Raw genomic sequence first — 23898 nt, forward strand, 5'->3', positions numbered from 1 at the left:
TGTCGGTGGATTACTTGTCGTCGGTGAACACCGGAGGTCGTTTCTCCGCGCGCGCAGCAACCGCTTCCTCGAAGTTGGCAGTGAGCAGACGAACAAACAACTGTCCCAGGCCCTCGGCCTGCATATGCCCTTCCAGGCTAGCGGCGTCCAGTCCACTCCACAGTGTGCGTTTGGTCAACTCGATTCCCGGCCGCGAGAATGCGGCGATCCGCTCGGCCATCTCGTAGCAGGTTTCCAGGAGTTGGTCGTCAGGCACCCGGCGCGATACCAAACCGATCCGCTCGGCCTCCTCGGCATCGACGTCGCGGCCGGTGAGCATGAGCTCAAACGCTCGCGACGAGCCGATCGCCCGCGGCAGCAGGTAGCTCAAACCAAGCTCACTGGCGGTCAGCCCGTTGTTGATGCCGGCGGCACGGAAGTACGCGCCGGACGATGCGACGCGGATGTCGGCTGCCAACGCCAGACACAATCCACCCCCGATCGCCGCGCCGTTGACCGCTGCGATCACCGGTTGATGCAAGCGACGCAGCGCCAAGATGACGTCGTCGAGCAGTTCCATCGAGCGCAATGCGTAGGTCGGCCGGGTCAGCCCCTCGACGTGCGGCACCGCACCCGCGGACTTGTGGTCGGCGCCCGACGAGAACCCGCGACCCGCCCCGGTCAAAACGACGACCCTAACCGCGTTGTCGTAGGTGATCTCTTCCAGCGCCGCCTTGAGCGGCACCATGACGTCGAACGCCATCGAGTTCATCCGTTCCGGCCGGTTGAGGGTGATCAGCGCGACCGACGGCCGGGGATGCTCAACTAATACGTAGCTCACGGACTTGCACGCTATCGCGTGCGGCGAATATGTCCTGCTTAGCCCTGGTCGTCCTGGGCCTGTTGTGCCGCGATCGCGGCGTCGATGTCGAAGTCCTTGACCTTCTGCACCAGTTCCTCCAAAGCGGGCGGCGGCAAGGCGCCGGCCTGGTTGAACACCAGCTTGCCCTTCTTGAAGGCCATCAGCGTCGGGATGGAACGGATGTTGGCCGCCGCGGCCAGGCCCTGCTCAGCCTCGGTGTCAACCTTGGCGAACACTACGTCGGGATGTTTCTCCGACGCCGCGGCGAATGTCGGCGCGAACGCCTTGCACGGGCCGCACCAGGATGCCCAGAAGTCGACCAGCACGATGTCGTTGTCGTTGATGGTGTCGTTGAACTGCTCAGCAGTGAGGTCTCGGGTAGTCACCTCCAGCCCAACGCCGTGCGCAGCCGCTGTGTTCCCGGCGTGTCCCTGACTAGGTCAAATGGTCGTCAAATGGTCGTAGTCACCGCGGACCCATGCGGCGTGGCGAGCCGCCGACCGCTGGACCGCGGCTTGGCCGTCGCTGTCGATGGAGTTGGTGAACAGACCATAGATGCGGTCGAACCGGAGCTTTCCCAGCGAGGCGGCCATGCGCTGCACGACCGCACCGGACAGCGGCAGCAGGTTGGGGTAGCTGCGCAAGAACCCGACCGTGCGCCGGTCCGGGTTGGGAAATATGGTGTCGCCGACCAACAGCACCCCGCGGCCGTCGGCACCGGCGCTCCAGCAGGCGACTGCGCTGCCCGGAAAGTGCCCGCCGATGCGGACCACCGATAGCGTCGGGGTGAGCTGCAGGGCCTCTGACCACTGCTGGATCACCGGGTCGGGACGCATCACCCACTCGGCGTCCGCGGCGTTCACATACACCGGCACCCCACCGAGCCGTCGACTCCACTCCACTTGGGCGCCGAACATGTGCGGATGGCTGGCCACGATCGCGACAACCGGGCCCTGCTCTTGGATGGCTGCCACTGCCGCGTCGTCGACGAAACCGGACGGGTCCCACAGCACGTTGCCACCGTCGCCGCACACCAACTTGCCCAGCTGCCCGATTCCGAATGCAGGCGAACTGCCGATCCCGATCAGACCGTCCTCGATAGCCGTGATGTGCGAGCGCATCCCCTCGTCGGCGAGCTGCTCGAGCGTCGCCCATTGCTGACCCTCGCGCGGAACCCATTGCCGTTCATCGGCGCAGATCGCGCAGACGCTGGTTTGCCTGGCGTGTTCGACGCCGCAAGTCCTGCACAACCAGAACATGGCTCCAACTCTATTGCCTTTGGTTACCGGCTTCGCTGCCGCGACCTCGAGGCACCTGAAAATAACTGGCGGATAGCGGTTCTCGCATGGTGATCGCGATCACAGACTGCCGTTGACCTTGGACCCTACGGTTGCGTCACCGTAGGTTACGGTTGCGTCGGCGTAGGTTACGGTTGCGTACCTGATCGCGCCTCCGACACACTGCCCTTCGAGTTCACCTGGGGTGTAGCGAGGAGGCGAAAACCGGTGGGGCACTACATCGCTAATGTGCGCGATCTTGCGTTCAATCTGTTCGAGGTTCTCAATATCACCGAGGTCCTGGGCTCCGGCCGCTATCACGACCTCGACGTCGACACGGTTCGCACGATGCTCGACGAAGTCGCCCGGTTGGCCGAGGGACCGGTCGCCGAATCGTTCGCCGAGGCCGATCGCAACCCGCCGGTCTTCGATCCGGACCGGCACACCATCGACGTGCCGGCCGAGCTGGCCAAGTCGGTGCAGGCTGTCAAGGACGCCGAGTGGTGGCGCGTAGGCATCGCCGAAGAGATCGGCGGTGTTGCAGCCCCGGCCCCGGTCGCCTGGGCCATCAACGAGATGCTGCTCTCGGCCAATCCGTCGGCGGGATTCTTCTACCTCATGGGTCCGGCGATGGCCAACGCGCTGTTTGTGGAGGGCACCGAGGAACAAAAGCGCTGGGCGGCGGTGGGACTCGAAAGAGGCTGGGCGGCCACCATGGTATTGACCGAGGCCGACGCCGGCTCCGATGTCGGAGCGGGACGCGCCAAGGCCATCGCTCAACCGGACGGCACGTGGCACATCGAAGGCGTCAAGCGCTTCATCTCCGGTGGTGATGTCGGCGAAACCGCGGAAAACATCTTCCATCTGGTGCTGGCCCGGCCCGAGGGCGCCGGCCCGGGCACCAAAGGACTGAGCCTGTTCTACGTCCCGAAGTACCTTTTCGACCCGGAAACCTTTGAACTCGGTTCTCGCAACGGTGTTTTCGCCACCGGACTGGAACACAAGATGGGACTGAAGTCCTCTCCGACGTGCGAGTTGACGTTCGGTGCCCACGGCATTCCCGCCGTCGGCTATTTGGTGGGCGACACGCACAACGGGATCGCGCAGATGTTCACCGTGATCGAGAACGCTCGCATGACGGTGGGCGTCAAGGCAACCGGGACGTTGTCCACCGGTTATCTCAACGCGCTGACGTTCGCCAAGGAACGGGTACAGGGCGCGGATTTGAGCCAGATGACTGACAAGACCGCACCGCGGGTCACGATCATCCACCACCCCGATGTGCGTCGCAGCCTGATGACCCAGAAGGCCTATGCCGAGGGGCTGCGCGCGCTCTACATGTATACCGGCGCGCACCAGGACGATGCGTTGGCACACCAGGTTTCGGGAGCGGACCCCGAGATGGCACACCGTGTCAACGATCTGCTGCTGCCGGTGGTCAAGGGCGTGAGCTCGGAACGGGCCTACGAGATCTTGACCGAGTCGCTGCAGACGCTCGGCGGATCCGGCTTCCTGCAGGACTACCCGATCGAGCAGTACATCCGCGACGCCAAGATCGACTCGCTATACGAGGGCACCACTGCCATTCAGGCGCTGGACTTCTTCTTCCGCAAGATCATTCGCGACCGGGGGCAGGCCCTCGAACATGTCGCGTCTCAGGTCAGCCGCACTATCGAGACCTGCGAGGCGTCCTTGCGTCCGCTCGCCGACCGGCTGGCCACCGCCCTCGACGACGTCAAGGCGATGACGGCCACGTTGACCGGCTATTTGATGGCGGCGGGCGAACAGCCCAGCGAGATCTACAAGGTTGGGCTCGCCTCGGTGCGGTTCCTGCTCGCCGTCGGCGACTTGCTGATCGGTTGGCAGCTGCTCGTGCACGCCAATGTGGCCGCCGCCGCCCTGGCGAGCGCGCCGGACGACGAAGCCTTTTATCGGGGCAAGATCGCCGTTGCGAAATTCTTCGCGACGAACATGCTTCCGAAGTTGACGTCGCTGCGCCAAATCATCGAGTCCCTCGACGACGACATCATGGCTGTGCCCGAGGCCGCGTTCTGATTCGCCCAGCGGCGATCGCAAGCGCGGCAAAGCCGGGCGCAGCGGGTCGCCGCGCGACAGCCCAGCGGCGATCGCAAGCGCGGCAAAGCCGGGCGCAGCGGGTCGCCGCGCGACAGCCCAGCGGCGATCGCAAGCGCGGCAAAGCCGGGCGCAGCGGGTCGCCGCGCGACAGCCCAGCCGTCAATACGACCTCGGCAGTCCGAGGCTGTGTTGGGCGACATGGTTGAGGATCATTTCGCGGGTGATCGGCACCGTTTTGAACAGCCGCACGAACTCGTACATGTTGGCCAGCGCCACCTCACGGGTGAAGCCGCTGCCGCCGTGCACTTCGATGGCTTGGTCGACACAGCGGATGGCCGCGTCGGCCGCCAGGAACTTGGCCATGTTGCTGGCTTGGCCCGCTTCTGCGCCCGCGTCGTAGCTCGCGGCCGCATGCCGAGTCATCAGTCGCGCCGCCTCCAGCGCGATCTTGGCTTCGGCCAACGGATGCGCCACACCCTGATGCGCGCCGATCGGCACCCGCCACACCTGACGCTCGCGGGCGTAGCTCACCGCTTTGTCCAGCGCGTAGCGGCTGACACCGTTACAGATCGCCGCGATGATCACCCGCTCGGGGTTCATCCCGTCGAATGCGACGCGCAGGCCGTCGCCTTCGCCGCCCACGAGCCTCTCCGCCGGGACGGCCACGTTGTCGAAGAACACTGTGAATGACTTGTCGGTGATCTCGAACGTCATCGGAATGCGGTGCATGTCTACACCGGGCGCGTCCCGGTCGACGAGAAATAACGACAGTTGAGCACGACCCCGCGCGTCGGTTCCGGTGCGGGTGACCACAAGCAGCGCATCGGCCTGATCGGCGGCGGTGATGAAAGTTTTCTGCCCCGTGATGTAGTACTTGTCACCCTCGCGGCGGGCGGTGGTGGCCAGCTGGTGCGAATTGGAGCCGGCGTCCGGTTCGGTGATCGCAAACGCGATCTTTCGTGTTCCGGCGGCCATCGGCGCCAGCCACCGCTGTTTCTGTTCGTGGGTGGCATGGCGGGCAAGCAGGCTACCCACGATGCCGGGCGAGATCATCAGCATAATCTGCGGGCAGCCCGCCGCGGCGGCTTCTTCGGCGACGACGTTCATCGCGGACAGTCCCATCCCCCCACCGCCGTATTCCTCCGGGAGGTTCACGCCGACAAATCCTCCGGCGGCCAGCGCGTCCCACAATTCGGTGGGATGGCGCAGAGTTTCGCTGCAGTGGGTGAAGTAGTCGTTACCGAATTCGGCAACGATGCCATGCACCGAGGCCCGCAGCTCACTCTCCTCGACCGCGGATAGCACAGCGGTCATCGGAAATCCATCCAGTGCCCGTGCGGGGTGAAGCCCAGCAAAAACGGGATCTCGATGCGGCAGATCGGTCCGCCGGAGATGTCACAGGTATCGAAAATGACGTACTCACCCAGGTTCTCGCTCCACCGCGATTCCGGTACCATCAGGTAGCCGTCGCCCTCCGGGGCATCGGGGGTGCGCGGGACGAAAGTCGGCTCCATCACCATCGCTGGGCGCTCATGACGCAGCCGGTACTCCTGCTCCGCGCCGGTACCCAGATCACGTACGACCAGGCTGTGCATACGCATACCGTTGCCTTTGGCGTCGCCGCCGATGAGGTATCCCCAGCGGTGTCCCCGCCCGTAGAACCGTTCGTCCACTTTGGGCAGCTCGCATGGACGGTCGTCGAGCAGTTCGGATTTCACGGTGCCGGTGGCCAAGTCAACCGTCCAGCGACCGAGCGTGCTACGGGCCAGATTGAAAAACAGCGAGACATCCTCACCCTCGAACCCGTCGATGTCGAGCGGGAACGGTGGCCGCTCGAAGACCGGCGCGTCCAGGGTCAGTGTGTTGCCCGTGACGTCGGCCGCCAAAGTATGCATCATGTACTGCGGCTCGATATCTGCGGTGATCCATCTGATTTCGCCGCGCGCGACGTCGTTGCGCGGCACCAGCGCCAACATGGTCGGCAACTGCGGATCCCACCCGTGCACTGACAGACCGCGCTCGATGCGATCCGGGTCGAACACAAAGCCCTGGAAGGGCAGCACCATCCAGTCCGGGGTCAGCCACATGTCGTGGACCTCCGACGAATAGGGCGCATCCCATAACTCGCGGGAGGCGACGGTGCCGTCGGGTTGCACCACGTGCACGGTCACATACGGCTTGCGGTTGCTGTAGGCCCAGCCGTAGAGCGTGCCACTGGCGTTGTCCCACTTCGGGTGTGCGGTGAACGCGCCATCGCCATAGCCGGCCCGATCGAAGATGCCGCGAGAAAGCTGCGGCGACCACGGGACGACACCGCGCGTCTCCAAAGAGATCGGGTCCAGCGCAACCGGCGGGCTGCCCTGTTCACCCGAAGCCAGAATTTCTCCGGCGAACGGAAAGCAGTTGATGTTGTTGGTGCCCTGCGGTATTCCCCGCGTCGTCCCGTCCCGTACCGCCGCGCCGAAACCGATGTTGCGCCAGTCGGTCCACTCGCCGTCCGTCCAGCAGAACATGCCGCGGTGGTGTCGATCTTCGAGTAAGTACTTGGGTGTACGGATCCAACGATTGCGGAAATCGGCGCGCCCGTCGTCGAACGTCAGGCCCTGCACCATGCCGTCCATCGCGAGCAGACCGTTACCGCCCTGCCTGGTGGGCCGTTTGAACGTCGGGCCAACCCGGTAGAACCCGCCGGACAGATCCTTCGGAATCTCGCCGAATGTGGTCACGCAGTCTTCGACCGTCGCCTCGAACCGCATCGGCCGAAACGCGCCGGTGAGTACCGCGGCATCGGGCACCCTGACCATGGCTGCTTAGTATACTAAGTTGCGTGACGAGGACAAGAGCTGCCCGGCCGTCCCGCGCGCACGACGTCGTGGCCGCCACTCTGCGCCGCCGGATTCTGTCCGGAGAATTGGCACCGGGTGATTCGCTGCCCACCGAAGCGGAGCTGATCAAGGCGCTCGGTGTCAGCCGCGAGACCGTCCGCCTCGCGCTGCGTTTGCTGGACGCCGAGGGGCTCACCACGACCAGCCAGGGACGTAGCGGCGTGCGTATCCGCCATCCCGAACCCGAGCGGGTCGCGCGATCGCTTGTGCAGATGTTGACGCTGACCGGGGCGACCTGGGGGGACCTGCTCACATTCCGGAAAATGCTCGAGCCGGCTGCCGCCGCGTACGTCGCCGAGCACGGCACCGCTGCTGAGAAGTCGGCCATCTCCGAGGTCGCCGAGCGCGGTATCGCGCCGGACGGAACCGGCTACCACGAATTCCACGAATTGCTGGTGAAAGCTAGCGGAAATCCCATCCTGACAACAGTTTTAGCGGCAGTTGAGCATGCCGTGCGTTGGGCGGCAGCCGAGCAGAACATCACGCAGTACGACCGCGAGGAAGCGGCCAGATCGCATCGCGCGATCGCCGCCGCGATCGTGGCGCAAGACGCACAGAAATCCGAGCGGCGGATGCGTCAACACCTCGACGCGGCGCTCCAGCACGTGGAGGATTCCGGATTGCTTGGAGCGCCGATGATTCCTCCGTCGCGCTGGAGCGGCCAGGACAGCGACCTGCCGTGGCGTTAACGGCATTTGTACGGCCGCATAGCCGCCTTACCGAGACGTCGTTTCGGAGATGTCGGCGCCGCCCGCGCCAAACTGCACACCCAGACCGTGCAGGGCCGCGGCGCGGCTGATGTCGCTGGGCGAGACGATACCGACCATTACCCCGTGGTCGACTACCACCGCACGTCCGTCAGCGCATCCTTTGAGGCGAGGAAGCAGCGCGGAAAGCAATTCGTCGGGCGATGCCTGTGGGACCTCATCCGCCGGGCAGGCCACATCGCGCAGTAGCGTGCTCGCGCGCTGCTCGGGCGGGACGGCTCGGATCCGGTTGAGGGTGACCAGGCCTTGGAGCCGCCCGAAATGGTCGACGAGTGGGAATGCGGAATGCCGCCGCAGCAGCGCGATGTCGCGCAGGAACTCGGACACTGTTGTGTCTGCGTGTGCCGTTTCAGGATTCGCAGTCATGATGTCTCGGACACGTACGCCGCCCAGCGCCGTGCTTATCCGGGCATGCCGCTCTTCTGCGCTGGCCATGGTGACGACGAACAGACCGAGCAAAATCCACCACACGCCGCCACCGAGCCCACCCATCGCCTGCAGGAGTCCCAGCGCGATCAACGTGAACCCGAAGAACCTGCCCGCCCGAGCCGCCACCACGGTCGCGCTGAGGCGATCGCGCCGCCATGCCCATACCACAGCGCGCAGGATCCGACCCCCGTCAAGCGGGGCTGCGGGAATCGTGTTGAACGCCGCGAGCACCACATTGATTGCGGCCAGATAGCGGGGCACCGCAACAATCAGGGTGTTCATGTCTGCCAGCTCGGCAAGCCACGCCGCCGCGCCGAACACTGCGGCCGCCAGCAGGCTGGCGACGGGACCAATCACCGAAATGCGGAAATCAGCCCCGGGAGTTCGGGCTTCACCGCGCAACCGAGCGACGCCGCCGAGCAGCCACAACGTAATACCCTCCACCGCGACGCCATTGCGTTGTGCCACGACCGCGTGTGCCATTTCGTGGGCCAGCAGCGACAGCACGAACAGGATCGCGGCCACCACCGCGGCCAGCAGATATGCGACCCAGGGATATCCCGGGGCGATCCCGCTGAAGTGCGTCGACAAACCGGCGACCACCAGCACTACGATCGCAAGCACGCTCCAGTGCACACCGACCGCTACCCCGGCTATGCGGCCCAATTTCAGTGTCGGCGTCATCGTTATCCCTTCGCAGCTCGGAGAGCCCTACTGTCGGATTCCCAGCGCTGTAATGCACTAAGCGCGTGGCGGCGATCCTTGCCGATGTGGTGGTCGAGGCCAAGTAGCTGGTCGGGCGTGGAGGCATCGCCGCTGTTGGAAGCGGCGGACATCGCGGCGTGCGCGTCGGCGGCATCCGTGCGTGGGGGTATCACCAGCAGAGCCAACTTCCCGAATTCCCTACCGAACGCCGTTATGACATTCGGCGATTCTTGGCTGGCGTCTAGAATCACGTCAGCACCACGATGCTTGATGCTTGGCGGCGTGGGCGGCCAATCATTTTCGTGGTAGCGAATGCGATCAATCATGCCGAACCGTAGCGAGAGCGCCTCCAGCAGGGACGGGAGTTCGCCGGCAAGCCTTGTTGAGCGTGGCCACCAGGCTCCTTGCACATAACCGCACGAGCGATGCGCGGGTTTCAACCGTAACCGCAGCGCAGCAAGCGCTGGCCGCTGTGTTGCTGCGGTGTCGACGTATTCAATGGTCATGGTCATGTTCTGCCTTTCTGACGTCTTCGATGTTTTTCGCGCGAGGTTTACACCCGATGGGGTGGAGACCATGCGGGGTCCGCAGATGTCAACTGCTGCAAGGCCTCCTCCACCGAAGGGGCGATGGGCAGTCGATAGCTGCTGTCGATGGTTCGCAGGAGTCGGTCGATCGCGTCACTGGACACCAGCGCCCACCGCACTCCGGACAGCCGGCACCGTTCGGCGATCCCGATCAGCGTGCGGAAGCCTTCGCCGGTGAAGAAATCCACGCGTCGAAGGTCAAGGATCAGGGGCCGGGAGGAACTGGCCACCTCACTGACGTAATCACTCAGCCGGCGAGCGTCGTAGCCTTCCACCGCTCCCCGAACTTGAACAATCGTCGCGCCCGGCTGGAAATGCGTGTGCAGCGACATGCCGGAGTGATCGTTTTCCGTATGCCGATTCTGCGCAACCACGTGCTTGCTAGTGCTAGACATCTTGTGCAACCTCGAAATTACTCGTGTTCGTGCCGATTCCGCCGTTAGTACAAGTCAGTCGCGTGAATGCCATAGGGTACGGCTTTGAGCAGCGTGACGGTTAGCTTGGCGCCGCTGGGCGCGGTGTAGGTACGCCGCTCGCCGGGGCGCGCGCCTGCGATGGCGGCGCCGAGCGGAGACTCGATGGAATAGACCTCGATGTCGCCGTATTCGGCGCCGCGCACACCAAGCAGGAAGGTTTCCGTCTCGCCGGTGTCGTCGTAACGGATCGTCAAAACCATGCCGGGTTCGGCGATCCCGTCGTCGGGCGGATCCTCGCCGACAACGGCGTTCGCCAACACGTCATGGATCTGTTGAATCCGCGTCCGCCAACCGCGTTGGATGGCGGCGGCGTTTTCGTCACTGTCGCCATTGGCCGTTCCGCTCGCGCACAGCGCACGCAGGGTGGCCAGTTCCCTTTGCAAACGCTCGTATGCCTGCGGCGAAATCCACACGCCTTGCATACTCGTCATGTTTTTCCTTTCGCTCATTTTCAACAAGCTGACGCCTTGTACGGCACGGCGGCCAGCAGCGTCACGAGTTGCCCTGTCTCCTGAGGGATCGCGTAGATGCGCTGCTCGCCGGGACGCGCACCAGCGATCGCGCGACCCAATGGCGACGCCATCGAGTAAACGGTCATGCCGGCGTCTTCGGCACCGCGCCTACCGAGCAGAAACGTTTCCGTTTCGCCGGTGTCGTCGTAGCGAATGGTCAAAACCATGCCCGGTTCGGCGATGTGCTCGCTGACGGGTTCGCCGTCCACGACGGCGCCGGCGAGCAGATCTTGAATCTCGCGCATGCGGGTTTGTCGCACTGAGTGGCGCGCCAAAAGATTCGCGTCGTAATCCCTGAAGTCGTCGGAAACTTCAATACTGCGTCGCGAGCGCAGTGCGGCCAGCTCGTTCTGCAGCCGCATGTACTGCGCTCGTGTCATTCGTTGTTCGGTACTGGTCATTGTGCTCGGCGTCCTTTCGTATCAAGAGCAATGCCGCCAGGACGGGCTGGCGCAACCGCGCCTGACAGGTCAGCCCACCCCGGTGGGCGAGATTCGCGCTGCGGCTTTAGGTTTGCGCGTTCCGTTAATGCCAGCGGCTGATCGTGCGCAGCGGATCGACGTCGGCGAGTGCCGGCGGCTGCTTTCCGGTGGTGATCTGTTCGGCCAACAGCCGACCAGTCACCGGTCCGTGTGCCAGCCCCCACATGCCATGACCGCCAGCCACATAGATGCCTGGCGATACCTCGCCGATCACCGGGCGGCCGTCGGGAGTGACCGAGTACGCGCCCGCCCACAGGTCGCTGCGCTCGGCCCAGCGTGCTCCATCGAGCAACGGACTGACCGAGCCGATAATCGCTTCCAGGCGTTGTGGTATCGCCGGCTTGTGGCGATCGCAAAGTTCCAGCGTGCCGGAAACACGCATCGAGCCTGGGTCAGGGGTGCATGCCACCCGGCGGTCCGGCAGGTAGATCGGGCTGGGCATCGGGCGGTCAACGGGCACGCGAAACGAGTAGCCGCAAGCCGCCTGCACCGGTACGCGCAGCCAGCGGCCCGCCAGCGCGGACAACGCTGCACCGGTGGCGACTACCGCGGCATCAGCGGACAACGTCGTATTGCCCGAGCGGACGGTGACGTCGCTGCCCGAACCAACCACCTCGCTGATTTCCAATCGGCGCATCGTCGCCCCACGTTCCACCACACAGCGGCCCAGGGCCTCCACGAATCGGCGCGGGTCGACGAAGCGCTGACAGTTGATGTTCAGTCCGGCGGTGATCGCGGGCGACGCCAGGGGCACTTGCTCCCGTAGCGCCTCGCCCGACAATCCGGTCAGATACATCGCCTGGCCGGCATTTTCCAGCTCGCGTAGTTGCCACAGCATGCGCTCGGCCTCAGCGGTACTGCGAAACACCGCCGTGATCGGCGCGTCGGTCACCGGCACGTCGATCCCATGGGCGATGAGTACGTCGAAGGCTTCGATGCAGTCTTCGTTGAGGCTCACGCTGGTTCGCATCGCCCGCCGCCACGACGTCCGTCCAGAATCTGCTAGAAGCCTGCTCAGCCCGTGACGTAGAGCACCCGGCATGTTCAGCGGAAGGGTCAGGCCGGGGGCGATCCACCCGCCGTTGCCCGCAGAAGCACCGGCGGCCACGCCAATGCGGTCCACCACCGTGACTTCGACCCCGCGGTCCTGCAAGAACCACGCGGTCGACAATCCGACGATGCCCGCACCGACAACGATCGCCGATCGGGGTCCGCCGTCGATACGCTCGACGCCGGCCATCACACACCTCCGCAGTTGAATCTGGGTTACTAATCCCATCCTGCGGTGAAGGGGTGCAAATGCGCTTGCCCGAACCGGATAACCCGGGGCAGGCCCATTGTCGCGCTCCGACAATGGTCAGCCTGCTGATTCAGCGCCGGCTGCGGTCTCGGTCGCTGCCGCTGACCAGATTCTAAGTTTTGCCGCGCCAAACCCGTTCGAACGGCAGCCGCCAGACCCGTGGGGCGATCAACTGGTGGATGGCGTTGGGTCCCCAGGAATCGAGGTCGTAGCTGCGTACCGGCGGCGGGTCTTCGAGCAGCGGCTCGGAGATCTCCCACAGCCGTTCGATGCCTTCGGCCGAGTTGTACAGTGTGCGGTCGCCGCGCATCGCGTCGAGGATGAGCCGTTCGTAAGCCTCCAGCACCTCGCCGGCATGGGTGTTGTCTTCCATGGTGAACTGCAGGCTGAGCTTGTCCAGCTTCATCCCCGGCCCGGGTCGCTTGCCGTAGAACGACAATGACATCTTCGACACGTCGGCGAGGTCGAACGTCAGGTGATCCGGACCCAGTTGTCCCACGCCGGATCCGGGCGGGAACATACTCCTGGGCGGTTCGTTGAACGCGATCGAGATGATTCGCTGCCCCTCGGCCAGACCCTTGCCGGTACGCAAAAAGAACGGAACTCCCGCCCAGCGCCAGTTGTCGATCTCGCATTTGAGCGCGACGAACGTCTCGGTGTCCGAATCCGGCGCCACCCCGGGCTCGTCGCGGTAGCCGCGGTACTGGCCGCGCACCACCTGGCGGGGATCGAGCGGCAACATCGAGCGGAACACCTTGTTCTTCTCTTCGCCGATCGCGTCGGGGGCGAGTTCAGTGGGTGGTTCCATCGCCACGAAAGCCAGGATCTGGAACAAGTGCGTGACCACCATGTCGCGAAACGCACCGACCGACTCGTAGAACTGGGCGCGCCCCTCCAAGGTGAGCCGTTCGGGCACGTCGATCTGGATGTGGTCGATGAAGTTGCGGTTCCAGATCGGCTCGAAAAGACCGTTCGCAAAACGGAATGCCAGAATGTTCTGCGCCGGCTCCTTGCCGAGAAAATGGTCGATCCGGAAAATCCGTTCTTCGTCGAACCGCTTGTGAATCGACGCGTTGAGCTCCCGCGCACTCGCCAAATCGGTGCCGAACGGTTTCTCCATGACCACCCGGGAGTGCTGGACCAAATCCGCCTGGTGCAGCGTCTCCAATACGGCCATGGCGGCCTTGGGCGGCACGCTCAGGTAATGCAGCATGCGGACCTGCGACGATCCTTCGCTGTCGAGTTCATTGATCTGGTCACGCACGGCCGACGCCAGCGCGTCGGGTCCGGCGCCCTGGGGAACGTAGGCCATCTTGTTCACGAACGCATCGAGGAGGTCGCCGGACACACCCCGATTGGAGAACTCGTGGCAAGCCTTGTGCGCCAGCTTGCGGAACGCGTCCGTGTCGATGTCGTCCAGCGACGTGCCGACGATCCGGATTTCCGGAGCAAGATTGGAGCAGGTCAGATGGTATAAGCCGGGTATCAGTTTGCGACGGGCCAAATCACCGGTCGCGCCGACCAACACGACGACGTGCGGTTCGGTGCGGGTTCGCTTCACGCTAGCCCTCTCGCCCATTCCAGGCCCCCTTGCGCGTCATGGCACGGTGTCAGCCACGATGCTAGTGATCCCCGCTGCGGCGGGGCCGTAAAACGAGCGTGCCGGGCCCGCTAGACGGTGAAGCCGAGCGCGCGCAGTTGGTCGCGGCCGTCGTCGGTGATTTTGTCCGGGCCCCACGGCGGGTTCCACACCCAATTGATCCGCAATTCGTCCACCAGGCCGGTGCCGACGAGCGCACTGCGCGACTGGTCCTCGATGACGTCGGTCAACGGGCAGGCCGGCGACGTGAGCGTCATGTCGATCAACGCGATCGTGCCCTCTTCGCCCTCTTCCACGTTCAACCCGTAAACCAGTCCCAGGTCGACGACGTTGATGCCGAGTTCCGGGTCGACGACGTCGTGCATCGCCTCCTCGATTTCGGCGAGCAGTTCGTTATCCGGTGCGGCGGTTTCGCTCATCTTCATCCTCCTTGGCGCTGGCCTGGGCCAGCGCGTCCTTGAATGCCATCCAGCCAAGCAGGGCGCACTTCACCCGGGCGGGATACTTGGCGACACCGGCAAAGGCGACGCCGTCGCCCAGCACTTCTTCGTCACCTTCCACGGTTCCCCGCGACGAAACCATCTCGGTGAATGCGGTCACGGTCTTGATCGCATCACCCACGCTTTGACCGATCACCTGCTCGGCCAGCACGGAGGTGGCCGCCTGGCTGATGGAACAGCCCTGCCCGTCGTAGGACACGTCGGCGACGTAGTTACCGTCATCGGACAGCGCCACTCGCAAGGTGACCTCGTCGCCGCAGACCGGGTTGACGTGATGCACCTGGGCGCCGAATGGCTCGCGCAGCCCGCGGTGATGCGGGTGCTTGTAGTGGTCCAGAATCACGTCCTGGTACATCTGCTCAAGGCGCACGGTCAGGCTCTCCCGAAGAAGTCCAGGGCGCGTCGCACGCCCGCCACCAACCGGTCGACCTCCTCAGGTGTGTTGTACACCGCGAACGACGCCCGCGCAGTGGCGGCGATGCCGAACCTGCGGTGCAGTGGCAATGCGCAGTGATGCCCGACCCGCACCGCGATGCCGTCGTCGTCGAGGACCTGGCCGACGTCGTGTGCGTGCACACCGTCGACCACGAACGACACCGGTGAGCCGCGGTGTTCCATCGACGTCGGGCCGATGATCCGCACACCGTCGATGCTCGAGAGCCCGTCGATGGCAGCGGCGGTCAATTGATGCTCGTGCTTTGCGACCGTGTCCATGCCGATGGCTTGCAGATAACGCGCTGCCGCGGCTAACCCGACGACCTGAGACGTCATCGGGGTGCCGGCCTCGAAGCGCTGCGGCGCGGGCGCGTAGGTGGACGTCTCCATCGTGACATTCTCGATCATCGAGCCGCCGGTGAGGAACGGTGGCATCATCTCGAAGAGCTCACGACGGCCGTACAGCACGCCGATCCCGTTGGGGCCCAGCATCTTATGCCCGGAGAAGGCGGCGAAGTCGACATCGAGGGCGTGGAAGTCCACCGCCTCGTGTGGCACCGACTGGCAGGCGTCCAGCACAGTCAGCGCACCCACCTCGCGTGCTCGGGCCACCAGTTCGGCCGTCGGGGCCAGGGCTCCGGTGACATTCGAATGGTGGCTGAACGCAATGACTTTCACGCGCTCGTCGAGCTGCAGGGAATCCAGGTCGATACGGCCATCCTCAGTCACGCCGTACCACCGCAGTGTCGCACCACTGCGACGGGCCAGTTCTTGCCACGGAACCAGGTTGGCGTGATGTTCGAGCTCGGTGGTGACGATGACATCGCCGGGCCCGACGGCATGGGCGAAGCGATCGTCGCCGAACACGTAGGCCACCAGGTTGAGCGCCTCGGTTGCGTTCTTGGTGAACACCAGCTCGTCGGCGTCCGCACCGACGAACGCTGCGATGTCGGCGCGGCCCTGCTCGTAGGCGTCCGTGGCCTCCTCCATCAGCTGGTGCGCGCCGCGGTGCACCGCACCGTTGGAGCTGACCAAAAAGTCCCGTTCGGCGTCAATCACCTGCACCGGGCGCTGCGAGGTGGCGCCGGAGTCCAAGTAGGCCAGCTGTTTTCCACCGCGCATCACCCGCTTGAAGATCGGGAAGTCGGCGCGGATCGCAGCAACGTCGAATGGGGCCACCGACGTCGTCATCGTCAGGCTCCGGTAGCAGCGGTCCGCGGCGATCGCAAGCGCGGCGAAGCCGGGCGCTGCGGGTCGCCGTCATCGGTCTGGGTGAAGCGCACGTACCCGTTCTCCTCGAGCTCGTCGGCCAATTCCGGACCACCGGATTCGATGATCTTCCCGCCGATGAACACGTGCACGAATTGCGGACGGATGTAGCGCAGGATCCGGGTGTAGTGGGTGATCAGCAGGATGCCGCCATGAACTTCCTCGGCAAAGCGGTTCACTCCTTCGCTGACCACCCGCAACGCGTCGACGTCGAGGCCGGAGTCGGTCTCGTCGAGGATCGCGATCTTTGGCTTCAACAAGCCCAGCTGCAGGATCTCGTGACGCTTCTTCTCACCACCGGAAAAGCCTTCGTTGACACTGCGTTCGGCGAAGGTCTGGTCGATGTCGAGGGCTTCCATGGCGGCCTTGACTTCTTTGACCCAGTGCCGAAGCTTCGGCGCCTCACCACGCACGGCGGTCGCCGCGCTGCGCAGGAAGTTCGACATCGACACGCCGGGCACCTCGACCGGGTACTGCATGGCCAAAAACAGTCCGGCCCGGGCGCGCTCGTCGACGCTCATCGAAAGCACGTCTTCACCGTCGAGCGTGATCGACCCGGACGTCACCCGGTACCTGGGGTGTCCGGCGATCGCGTAGGACAGTGTCGACTTGCCGGATCCATTGGGGCCCATCACCGCATGCGTCTCACCGGAGCGCACTGTCAGGTTGACGCCGTTGAGGATCGGAATCTCGTTTCCGTCGGCTTGGTTGTCGACGCTGACGTGCAGGTCTTTGATTTCCAGAGTGGTCATGAGGCTGTTGTTCTCGATTCCGTGATGGCCAATTCGTGTTCGATGGCTTCGGTGAGGCGCTCCCGCACCTGCGGTACGGCGATCTTGGCGATGATCTCGCCGAAGAAGCCGCGCACCACCAGACGGCGGGCCTGCTCTTCGGGAATGCCGCGAGAGCGCAGGTAAAATAGTTGCTCGTCGTCGAATCGCCCGGTGGCGCTGGCGTGGCCGGCGCCGATGATCTCGCCCGTCTCGATCTCCAGGTTGGGTACCGAGTCGGCCCGCGCACCGTCGGTGAGCACGAGATTACGGTTCACCTCGAACGTGTCGGTCCCGGTGGCATCGGCGCGGATCAGCACGTCGCCGACCCACACGGTGTGTGCGTCGGGACGGCTCGAACCCGGATCTCCTTGCAGCGCACCCTTGTACAGCACGTTGGACTTGCACTGCGGCTGCGCGTGGTCGATCAGCAGACGCGACTCGAGGTGCTGGCCGTCGTCGGCGAAGTACAGGCCCAGCAGCTCCGCGTCGCCACCGGGCGCGTCGAACCGGACCTTGCCGGTCATCCGCACCAGGTCACCGCCGAGGCTCACCGCGACGTGCCGAAGTACCGCGTCCTTGCCCAGTCGGGCGTGATGCATGCTGACGTCTACCGTATCGTCGGCCCAGTCGGCGATCCACACCACGATGAGCCGGGCGGCGTCCTCGACGACGAATTCGACGTTGTCGGCGTAGATCCCGCTGCCGCGCTGGTCGATGACCACGACTGCCTCGCCGAGCTCCTCGACGCGAATCTGCAGATGCCCGTAGGCGGTGGCACCTTCACCGGGACCCTCGATTGTGATGTCGATCGGCTCGGCGATCTGGGTGTTACGCGCAACGGTCAGCAGGGTGGCGGAGTTGAATGACGAAAACGCCTGCGCGGCAACCCGATCAGAGGGTACGCCGCCCTCACCGAGCCGCTCGTCACCGCGCCGGACCGTTTCCACCCGCACACCAGGGCGTTCGCTGACGCTGATCCGTGCGCTGCCGGTGGCCGACGCGGAGCCGTCATGCAGACCCCGCAGGCGCCGCAGCGGGGTGAACCGCCAGATCTCGTCGCGGCCGTGCGGCACTTCGAAGGCGTCGACGTCGAACGAGGAAAAAATCTCGCCCTTGTTGACGGCGGTCAGGGCCCCACCCTCAACCGCTTCGGTCAGATTCGTCACTAGCCGACCGCGCCTTCCATCTGCAGCTCGATCAGCCGGTTGAGTTCAAGGGCGTATTCCATGGGCAGCTCCTTGGCGATCGGCTCGACGAAACCGCGCACCACCATCGCCATCGCCTCGTCCTCGGTCAGCCCGCGGCTCATCAGATAGAACAGCTGGTCCTCGCTGACTTTGGACACGGTCGCCTCGTGGCCCATCGTGACATCGTCCTCGCGGATGTCGACGTAGGGGTAGGTGTCACTGCGGCTTACCGTATCGACCAGCAGCGCATCGCATTTCACGCTGGAGCGCGACCCATACGCGCCCTTGTTCACCTGCACCAGGCCGCGGTAGGAAGCCCGGCCACCGTTGCGAGCCACCGACTTGGACACGATGTTGCTCGACGTGTTCGGCGCCAGGTGCAGCATCTTGGCGCCGGTGTCCTGGTGCTGACCCTCACCGGCGAATGCCACCGAGAGCACCTCGCCCTTGGCGTGCTCGCCGGTCATCCAGACCGCCGGGTATTTCATGGTGACCTTCGAGCCGATGTTGCCGTCGATCCACTCCATCGTCGCGCCCGCCTCTGCGCGGGCCCGCTTGGTGACCAGGTTGTAGACATTGCCCGACCAGTTCTGAATCGTGGTGTAACGGCAACGGCCACCGGGCTTTACGATGATCTCCACCACCGCCGAGTGCAGTGAGTCCGATTTGTAGATGGGCGCGGTACAGCCCTCCACGTAGTGGACGTAAGCATTCTCATCAACGATGATCAGCGTCCGCTCGAACTGGCCCATGTTCTCGGTGTTGATCCGGAAGTAGGCCTGCAGCGGAATGTCGACGTGCACACCGGGCGGGACGTAGATGAACGAACCTCCACTCCAGACAGCGGTGTTCAGCGCGGAGAACTTGTTGTCACCCGCCGGAATCACCGTTCCGAAGTGTTCTTTGAAAATATCCTCTTGTTCACGCAGTCCGGTGTCGGTGTCGAGAAAGATAACCCCTTGGGCCTCAAGGTCTTCGCGAATCTGGTGGTAAACGACCTCTGACTCGTACTGGGCCGCCACACCGGCGACCAGCCGCTGCTTCTCGGCTTCCGGGATGCCCAGCCTGTCGTAGGTGTTGCGGATGTCCTCGGGCAGATCATCCCAAGTGGCAGCCTGCTTCTCGGTTGAGCGCACGAAGTACTTGATGTTGTCGAAGTCGATGCCTTCGAGGTTGGAGCCCCACTTCGGCATCGGCTTGCGCTCGAAAATGCGCAGCGCCTTGAGCCGGTTCTCCAGCATCCACTCCGGCTCGTTCTTCTTGGCTGAGATGTCGCGCACCACGGCTTCGGAGAGTCCGCGCTGCGCGCTGGCGCCGGCGACGTCGGAATCCGCCCAGCCGTAACCGTAGCGGCCCAGCGAGGCGATGGCCTCTTCCTGCGACAGCGTCTCTTTAGCCGAGGGCGCCCCCAGCTTTTGAACCTCCGGGGTGGTCGTCATTGCGACACTCCTTGCTTGCTTGTGGTGGCTTCGGCGCGGGCTGTGCGCCGAAGTGCGGCTGGAGCTTCGGTGGTGAGCGGGACATGCGTCGTGCACGCACAGTCGCCGTTGACGATCATCGCGAGGCGCTGCACGTGCGTACCAAGTACCTCCGCCATCGCCTCCTGCTCGGTTTCGCACAACTCCGGGAACTCCTCGGCCACGTGTGACACCGGGCAGTGGTGCTGACAGATCTGTACGCCGTGGATCGGGCTGTCCACCCGCGTGGTGGTCGCCACATACCCGGCCTTGCTCAGCGCACCGGCGACGCGCTCGGCGGCGGCTTCCATATCCGTCTCCGCCGTCGACTCGGGCGCGGCGACGTCGGACAAAATCGCGTCGATCCGCTGGCGGGCGAACTTGCGGACGGCGTCTTCGCCCCCGATTTCGCGGAGTTGGCGCATCGCCGCCGACGCCAAGTCGTCGTAGCTGTGGTCCAGTTTCGCCCGGCCGGCCGCCGTCAGCCGGTACCTCTTCGCCGGCCTGCCCCGTCCCACCTGCTGCCATGGCGCCGGAGGCACCGACTCGGCCTCCCCCGCCTCGATCAAAGCGTCCAGGTGACGGCGCACACCGGCCGCGGACAACCCCAGCCGCTCACCGATCTGACCGGCCGTGATCGACCCGGATTCCAGCAGTAACCGCACGACGGCGCTCCTGGTGTGGCCGTCGTGAGTCACCGCAGCCTGATCGGCCTCGGGTCGGATTTTCACAACACCAGTGTGACGCAATTCCGGCGACCGGTAAAGCCGGGGTGCACCGCGCGCCGGCTGGGTCCCCCGGCGGCGACCCGCCGCGCCCGGCTCCGCCACGCTTGCGATCGCCGTTACGCTGCTCTGATGGCAGCTCGCCACCACACGCTGAGTTCGTCGATCGCCAGCTTGCACGGCGATGAGCAGGCGGTCGGCTCGCCGCTGAACGAGAGCGAGCTGGTCGCCGTTCGTCGCACCCGGCTGTTCGGCGCGACCGGCACGGTGCTGATGGCGATCGGCGCGTTAGGCGCCGGGGCACGGCCGGTGGTGCAGGACCCGACGTTCGGTGTTCGGCTGCTCAACCTACCGTCGCGCATTCAGACGGTGTCGTTGACCATGACCACCACCGGCGCGGTGATGATGGCGCTGGCCTGGCTGATGCTGGGCCGGTTCGCGCTCGGGGAACGGCGCATGTCGCGCGGCGACCTGGACCGCACGCTGCTGTTGTGGACGCTGCCGCTGTTGCTCGCGCCGCCGATGTACAGCAAGGACGTCTACTCCTATCTGGCGCAAAGCCAGATCTGCCGACAGGGGCTCGACCCGTATCGAGTGGGTCCGGCGCCCGGACTTGGCCTCGACCACGTGTTCACCCTGTCGGTGCCCAGCCTGTGGCGGGAGACCCCGGCACCCTACGGGCCGCTGTTCCTGTGGGTCGGTCGCGGCATATCGGCGCTGACCGGGGAGAACATCGTCGCCGCGGTGCTGTGTCATCGGCTGGTCGTGCTGATCGGCGTGGGGTTGATCGTGTGGGCGATGCCGCGGCTGGCCAGCCGCTGCGGTGTGGCTGAGGTCAGCGCGCTGTGGTTGGGTGCGGCCAATCCGCTGCTGATCATGCATCTGGTCGCCGGCATCCACAACGAGGCGCTGATGCTGGGGCTGATGCTGACCGGCACCGAACTCGCGCTGCGCGGCGTGGGTTCGAGCCGGGCATTGATTCCCGGTCCGGGCGAGCGGGGCGACTGGCGGCACTGGGCGCCGATCGGCGCGTTGCTGGCCGGCGCGATCCTGATCACACTGTCGTCGCAGGTGAAACTGCCGTCGCTGCTGGCACTGGGGTTTGTCACGATCGCATTGGCCTTCCGCTGGGGTGGCAACCTGCGCGCGCTGCTGCTGGCGGGCGGTCTGATGACCGGCCTGGCGTTGGCGGTGATGGCGTTGGTCGGCTGGGCCAGTCGGCTGGGCTTCGGATGGATCTTCACGCTGGGCACCGCCAACGTGGTGCGTAGCTGGATGTCGCCCCCGACACTGATCGCGCTCGGCACCGGACAGGCGGGCATCCTGCTCGGCTTGGGCGATCACACCACTGCTGTGCTGTCGCTCACCCGCGGGATCGGTGTGCTGATCATCGCGGTGATGGTGGGCTGGCTGCTGATCGCGGTCTTCCGCGGCCGGCTGCACCCCATCGGCGGGCTGGGCGTCGCGCTGGGTGTCACAGTGTTGCTGTTTCCGGTGGTGCAGCCGTGGTATCTGCTGTGGGCGATCATTCCGTTGGCAGCGTGGGCGACCCGTCCGAGCTTCCGGGTAGCCGCGATCGGTGTGACGTTCGTCGTAGGGGTTTTCGGGCCGACCGCCAACGGCGACCGCTTCGCGTTGTTCCAGATTCTCGACGCCACGGTGGCCAGCACGATCGTGGTGCTGATCCTGATCGCCGTCACCTACACCCGGCTGCCGTGGCGCCAATTGCGCAGCGAGGGCGCGGAACTGCTTCATGACGTATTGACACCGGATGTGGTGAAGGACACTAAGACCCATGAGCCTGCGCCGATACCAGGCGCATACGCTGAATCTCCGTGAACTCGGATGTCCCCGTGCGGTTGCGCGGGGTGTGCAAGCAGTACGGGTCGGGCGCATCGGTTTGCAAAGCGGTGGAAAACCTCGACCTTGACGTGCATGCCGCCGAAGTGTTCGCGCTGTTGGGTCCCAATGGGGCGGGTAAGACGACGACGGTGGAGATGTGCGAGGGCTTCATCCGCCCCGATGCCGGCACGGTCGAAGTCCTCGGGTTGGATCCGATCGCCGACAATGCCCGGCTGCGGGAACGCATCGGGGTGATGCTGCAGGGCGGCGGCGGCTATCCGGCCGCACGCGCCGGCGAAATGCTCAGACTGCTCGCCGCCTATGCCGCCGACCCGCTGGATCCCGAGTGGCTGCTGACGACCCTGGGCCTCACCGACGTCGCGCACACCACCTACCGGCGGCTTTCCGGCGGGCAGCAGCAGCGCCTGGCGTTGGCGTGTGCGCTGGTCGGCCGACCCGAGCTGGTGTTTCTCGACGAGCCGACCGCAGGCATGGATGCCCATGCCCGGCTGCTGGTGTGGGAACTCATCGACGCGCTGCGGCGCGACGGCGTGACCGTGGTGCTGACCACCCACCAGCTCAAGGAGGCCGAAGAGCTGGCCGACCGGCTGGTGATCATCGACCACGGCGTGCAGGTGGCCGCGGGAACACCTACCGAACTGATGCGCAGCGGCGCCAAAGACCAGCTGCGGTTCAGCGCGCCGCCGCGGCTCGACTTGTCGCTGCTGACCTCGGCCTTGCCGGAGGGGTACCGGGCCAGCGAAGTGCTCCCCGGCGAGTACCTGGTCGAAGGCCCAATCGACCCACAGGTGCTGGCCACGGTGACGGCGTGGTGTGCGCAGATCGACGTGCTGGCCACCGACATGCGGGTAGAGCAGCGCAGTTTGGAAGACGTGTTCTTGGAGCTGACTGGCCGGGAGCTGCGCTCATGACCGAGACGCTTTTCCCCGCAGGCACTTTCACGCCCAACCCGCGACCCAGCGCGGTGTCGCGGATGCTGTCCGCGCAATTCGCGTTGGAACTCAAACTGCTGCTACGCAACGGCGAGCAGTTGCTGCTGACCATGTTCATTCCGATCACCCTGCTGGTCGGTCTGACGTTGCTGCCGCTGGGATCGTTCGGCCACAACCGTGCTGCCACCTTCGTGCCGGTGATCATGGCGCTCGCGGTGGTTTCCACGGCGTTCACCGGTCAGGCGATTGCGGTGGCATTCGATCGCCGCTACGGGGCGCTCAAACGGCTGGGCGCCACCGCGCTGCCGGTGTGGGGCATCATTGCCGGCAAGTCGCTGGCCGTGGTCGCCGTCGTGTTTTTGCAGTCGATCATTTTGGGCGCCATAGGTTTTGGGTTGGGTTGGCGCCCGGCGTTGATGGGTCTGGTACTGGGCGCGGTGATCATTGCGTTGGGAACCGCGGCTTTCGCCGCGCTGGGTCTGCTGCTGGGTGGCACACTGCGCGCCGAGATCGTGCTGGCGGTCGCCAACCTGTTGTGGTTCGTCTTCGCCGGGTTCGGGGCGTTGACCGTGGAGACCGAGATGGTGCCCGACGCGGTCAAGTGGGCCGCGCGGCTCACCCCGTCCGGAGCGCTCACCGAGGCACTGTCGCAGGCGATGAGTGTGTCGGTGGACTGGTTCGGCGCCGGCGTCCTGGTGGTGTGGGGCGCGCTGGGTGCGGTGGCGGCGCTGCGCTGGTTCCGGTTCACCTGAGCGTGAAGCTGGTTCACATTCGGCAGAAGCTTTGCACGCGGCCTACTACTCCCTACTACGGGCCGTAG

Annotated in this window: 24 protein-coding genes; 5 read left to right on the forward strand and 19 right to left on the reverse strand. The window is 65.1% G+C overall.

Annotated features, from left to right (window positions below; all coding sequences use genetic code 11):
* Positions 1–10: 10 nt before the first annotated feature.
* Genes MSP7336_RS18765 through MSP7336_RS18775 form a run of 3 tightly spaced genes read right to left on the reverse strand, consistent with a single transcriptional unit; the run spans position 11 to position 2100 of the window.
* Entirely contained in the window at positions 11–835 is an 825-nt protein-coding gene (locus MSP7336_RS18765) for an enoyl-CoA hydratase (RefSeq protein ID WP_181787008.1), read from the reverse strand.
* 23 nt (positions 836–858) lie between these two features.
* On the reverse strand, positions 859–1227 hold the full coding sequence (gene trxA / locus MSP7336_RS18770) for a thioredoxin (protein WP_113964311.1): 369 nt from the start codon (positions 1225–1227) through the stop codon (positions 859–861).
* 54 nt (positions 1228–1281) lie between these two features.
* On the reverse strand, positions 1282–2100 hold the full coding sequence (locus MSP7336_RS18775; protein WP_069396445.1) for an MBL fold metallo-hydrolase: 819 nt from the start codon (positions 2098–2100) through the stop codon (positions 1282–1284).
* A gap of 246 nt (positions 2101–2346) precedes the next feature.
* On the opposite strand from MSP7336_RS18775, the gene MSP7336_RS18780 reads away from it, so the two are divergent.
* Positions 2347–4173: an acyl-CoA dehydrogenase gene (locus tag MSP7336_RS18780; protein ID WP_113964312.1), complete on the forward strand. Its 1827-nt coding sequence runs from the start codon at positions 2347–2349 to the stop codon at positions 4171–4173.
* A 180-nt stretch (positions 4174–4353) separates the two neighbouring features.
* Here the strand turns inward: MSP7336_RS18780 and MSP7336_RS18790 are convergent, their stop codons facing one another.
* Both MSP7336_RS18790 and MSP7336_RS18795 read right to left on the reverse strand, forming a co-directional pair.
* Positions 4354–5508 carry an acyl-CoA dehydrogenase family protein gene (locus MSP7336_RS18790; protein ID WP_113964313.1) on the reverse strand — a complete coding sequence of 385 codons (1155 nt, stop codon included), beginning with the start codon at positions 5506–5508 and terminating at the stop codon, positions 4354–4356.
* Positions 5505–6998, reverse strand: coding sequence for a carotenoid oxygenase family protein (locus MSP7336_RS18795; protein ID WP_220178577.1), 1494 nt, complete (start codon positions 6996–6998; stop codon positions 5505–5507). The genes MSP7336_RS18790 and MSP7336_RS18795 overlap by 4 nt, the downstream gene beginning before the upstream one ends.
* A gap of 23 nt (positions 6999–7021) precedes the next feature.
* Here MSP7336_RS18795 and MSP7336_RS18800 point away from each other — a divergent pair, with 23 nt between their 5' ends.
* Positions 7022–7768, forward strand: a complete 747-nt coding sequence (locus tag MSP7336_RS18800) for a FadR/GntR family transcriptional regulator (protein ID WP_113964314.1) — start codon at positions 7022–7024, stop codon at positions 7766–7768.
* 27 nt (positions 7769–7795) lie between these two features.
* Here MSP7336_RS18800 and MSP7336_RS18805 read toward each other — a convergent pair whose 3' ends face one another.
* From MSP7336_RS18805 to MSP7336_RS18870, 14 genes are all read right to left on the reverse strand, one after another.
* Entirely contained in the window at positions 7796–8959 is a 1164-nt protein-coding gene (locus MSP7336_RS18805) for a site-2 protease family protein (protein WP_113964315.1), read from the reverse strand.
* Positions 8960–8961: 2 nt separating this feature from the next.
* Positions 8962–9492 (reverse strand): DUF5994 family protein, encoded by a 531-nt coding sequence (locus MSP7336_RS18810; protein WP_113964316.1) that lies wholly within the window; start codon positions 9490–9492, stop codon positions 8962–8964.
* A gap of 41 nt (positions 9493–9533) precedes the next feature.
* Positions 9534–9962, reverse strand: coding sequence for an STAS domain-containing protein (locus tag MSP7336_RS18815; protein ID WP_113964317.1), 429 nt, complete (start codon positions 9960–9962; stop codon positions 9534–9536).
* Positions 9963–10006: 44 nt separating this feature from the next.
* Entirely contained in the window at positions 10007–10474 is a 468-nt protein-coding gene (locus MSP7336_RS18820) for a GreA/GreB family elongation factor (RefSeq protein WP_113965075.1), read from the reverse strand.
* Positions 10475–10494: 20 nt separating this feature from the next.
* Positions 10495–10956, reverse strand: coding sequence for a GreA/GreB family elongation factor (locus MSP7336_RS18825; RefSeq protein WP_069396438.1), 462 nt, complete (start codon positions 10954–10956; stop codon positions 10495–10497).
* Between the two features lie 124 nt (positions 10957–11080).
* A complete protein-coding gene (locus MSP7336_RS18830) occupies positions 11081–12277 on the reverse strand; it encodes an NAD(P)/FAD-dependent oxidoreductase (RefSeq protein WP_113964318.1) in 1197 nt (398 codons plus the stop codon).
* A 172-nt stretch (positions 12278–12449) separates the two neighbouring features.
* The gene (gene zwf, locus MSP7336_RS18835; RefSeq protein ID WP_113964319.1) at positions 12450–13916 is read right to left on the reverse strand and encodes a glucose-6-phosphate dehydrogenase; all 1467 of its coding nucleotides are present in this window, start codon (positions 13914–13916) and stop codon (positions 12450–12452) included.
* 92 nt (positions 13917–14008) lie between these two features.
* Entirely contained in the window at positions 14009–14356 is a 348-nt protein-coding gene (locus MSP7336_RS18840; RefSeq protein ID WP_113964320.1) for a metal-sulfur cluster assembly factor, read from the reverse strand.
* The gene (gene sufU / locus MSP7336_RS18845; RefSeq protein WP_113964321.1) at positions 14331–14813 is read right to left on the reverse strand and encodes a Fe-S cluster assembly sulfur transfer protein SufU; all 483 of its coding nucleotides are present in this window, start codon (positions 14811–14813) and stop codon (positions 14331–14333) included. Before sufU ends, MSP7336_RS18840 begins: the two co-directional genes overlap by 26 nt.
* A complete protein-coding gene (locus MSP7336_RS18850) occupies positions 14810–16063 on the reverse strand; it encodes a cysteine desulfurase (RefSeq protein ID WP_069396433.1) in 1254 nt (417 codons plus the stop codon). The genes sufU and MSP7336_RS18850 overlap by 4 nt, the downstream gene beginning before the upstream one ends.
* Before the next feature lie 2 nt (positions 16064–16065).
* A complete protein-coding gene (sufC, locus tag MSP7336_RS18855; protein WP_069396432.1) occupies positions 16066–16893 on the reverse strand; it encodes a Fe-S cluster assembly ATPase SufC in 828 nt (275 codons plus the stop codon).
* Positions 16890–18080, reverse strand: coding sequence for a Fe-S cluster assembly protein SufD (gene sufD / locus MSP7336_RS18860; protein WP_113964322.1), 1191 nt, complete (start codon positions 18078–18080; stop codon positions 16890–16892). The genes sufC and sufD overlap by 4 nt, the downstream gene beginning before the upstream one ends.
* Positions 18080–19540, reverse strand: coding sequence for a Fe-S cluster assembly protein SufB (gene sufB / locus MSP7336_RS18865; RefSeq protein WP_069396430.1), 1461 nt, complete (start codon positions 19538–19540; stop codon positions 18080–18082). Before sufB ends, sufD begins: the two co-directional genes overlap by 1 nt.
* A complete protein-coding gene (locus MSP7336_RS18870; protein ID WP_232321040.1) occupies positions 19537–20307 on the reverse strand; it encodes a helix-turn-helix transcriptional regulator in 771 nt (256 codons plus the stop codon). Before MSP7336_RS18870 ends, sufB begins: the two co-directional genes overlap by 4 nt.
* Positions 20308–20415: 108 nt before the next feature.
* On the opposite strand from MSP7336_RS18870, the gene mptB reads away from it, so the two are divergent.
* From mptB to MSP7336_RS18885, 3 genes are read left to right on the forward strand one after another with little or no spacing between them, the layout of a single operon-like run.
* Positions 20416–22122 (forward strand): polyprenol phosphomannose-dependent alpha 1,6 mannosyltransferase MptB, encoded by a 1707-nt coding sequence (gene mptB / locus MSP7336_RS18875; RefSeq protein WP_069396428.1) that lies wholly within the window; start codon positions 20416–20418, stop codon positions 22120–22122.
* Positions 22119–23057: an ABC transporter ATP-binding protein gene (locus tag MSP7336_RS18880; RefSeq protein WP_232321036.1), complete on the forward strand. Its 939-nt coding sequence runs from the start codon at positions 22119–22121 to the stop codon at positions 23055–23057. Before mptB ends, MSP7336_RS18880 begins: the two co-directional genes overlap by 4 nt.
* Complete coding sequence (locus MSP7336_RS18885; RefSeq protein ID WP_113964323.1) at positions 23054–23830, forward strand: ABC transporter permease; 777 nt, start codon at positions 23054–23056, stop codon at positions 23828–23830. Before MSP7336_RS18880 ends, MSP7336_RS18885 begins: the two co-directional genes overlap by 4 nt.
* The last annotated feature ends 68 nt before the right edge of the window (positions 23831–23898 follow it).

Origin of the sequence: Mycobacterium shimoidei, from assembly GCF_900417275.1 — a bacterium.
Classification (GTDB): domain Bacteria; phylum Actinomycetota; class Actinomycetes; order Mycobacteriales; family Mycobacteriaceae; genus Mycobacterium; species Mycobacterium shimoidei.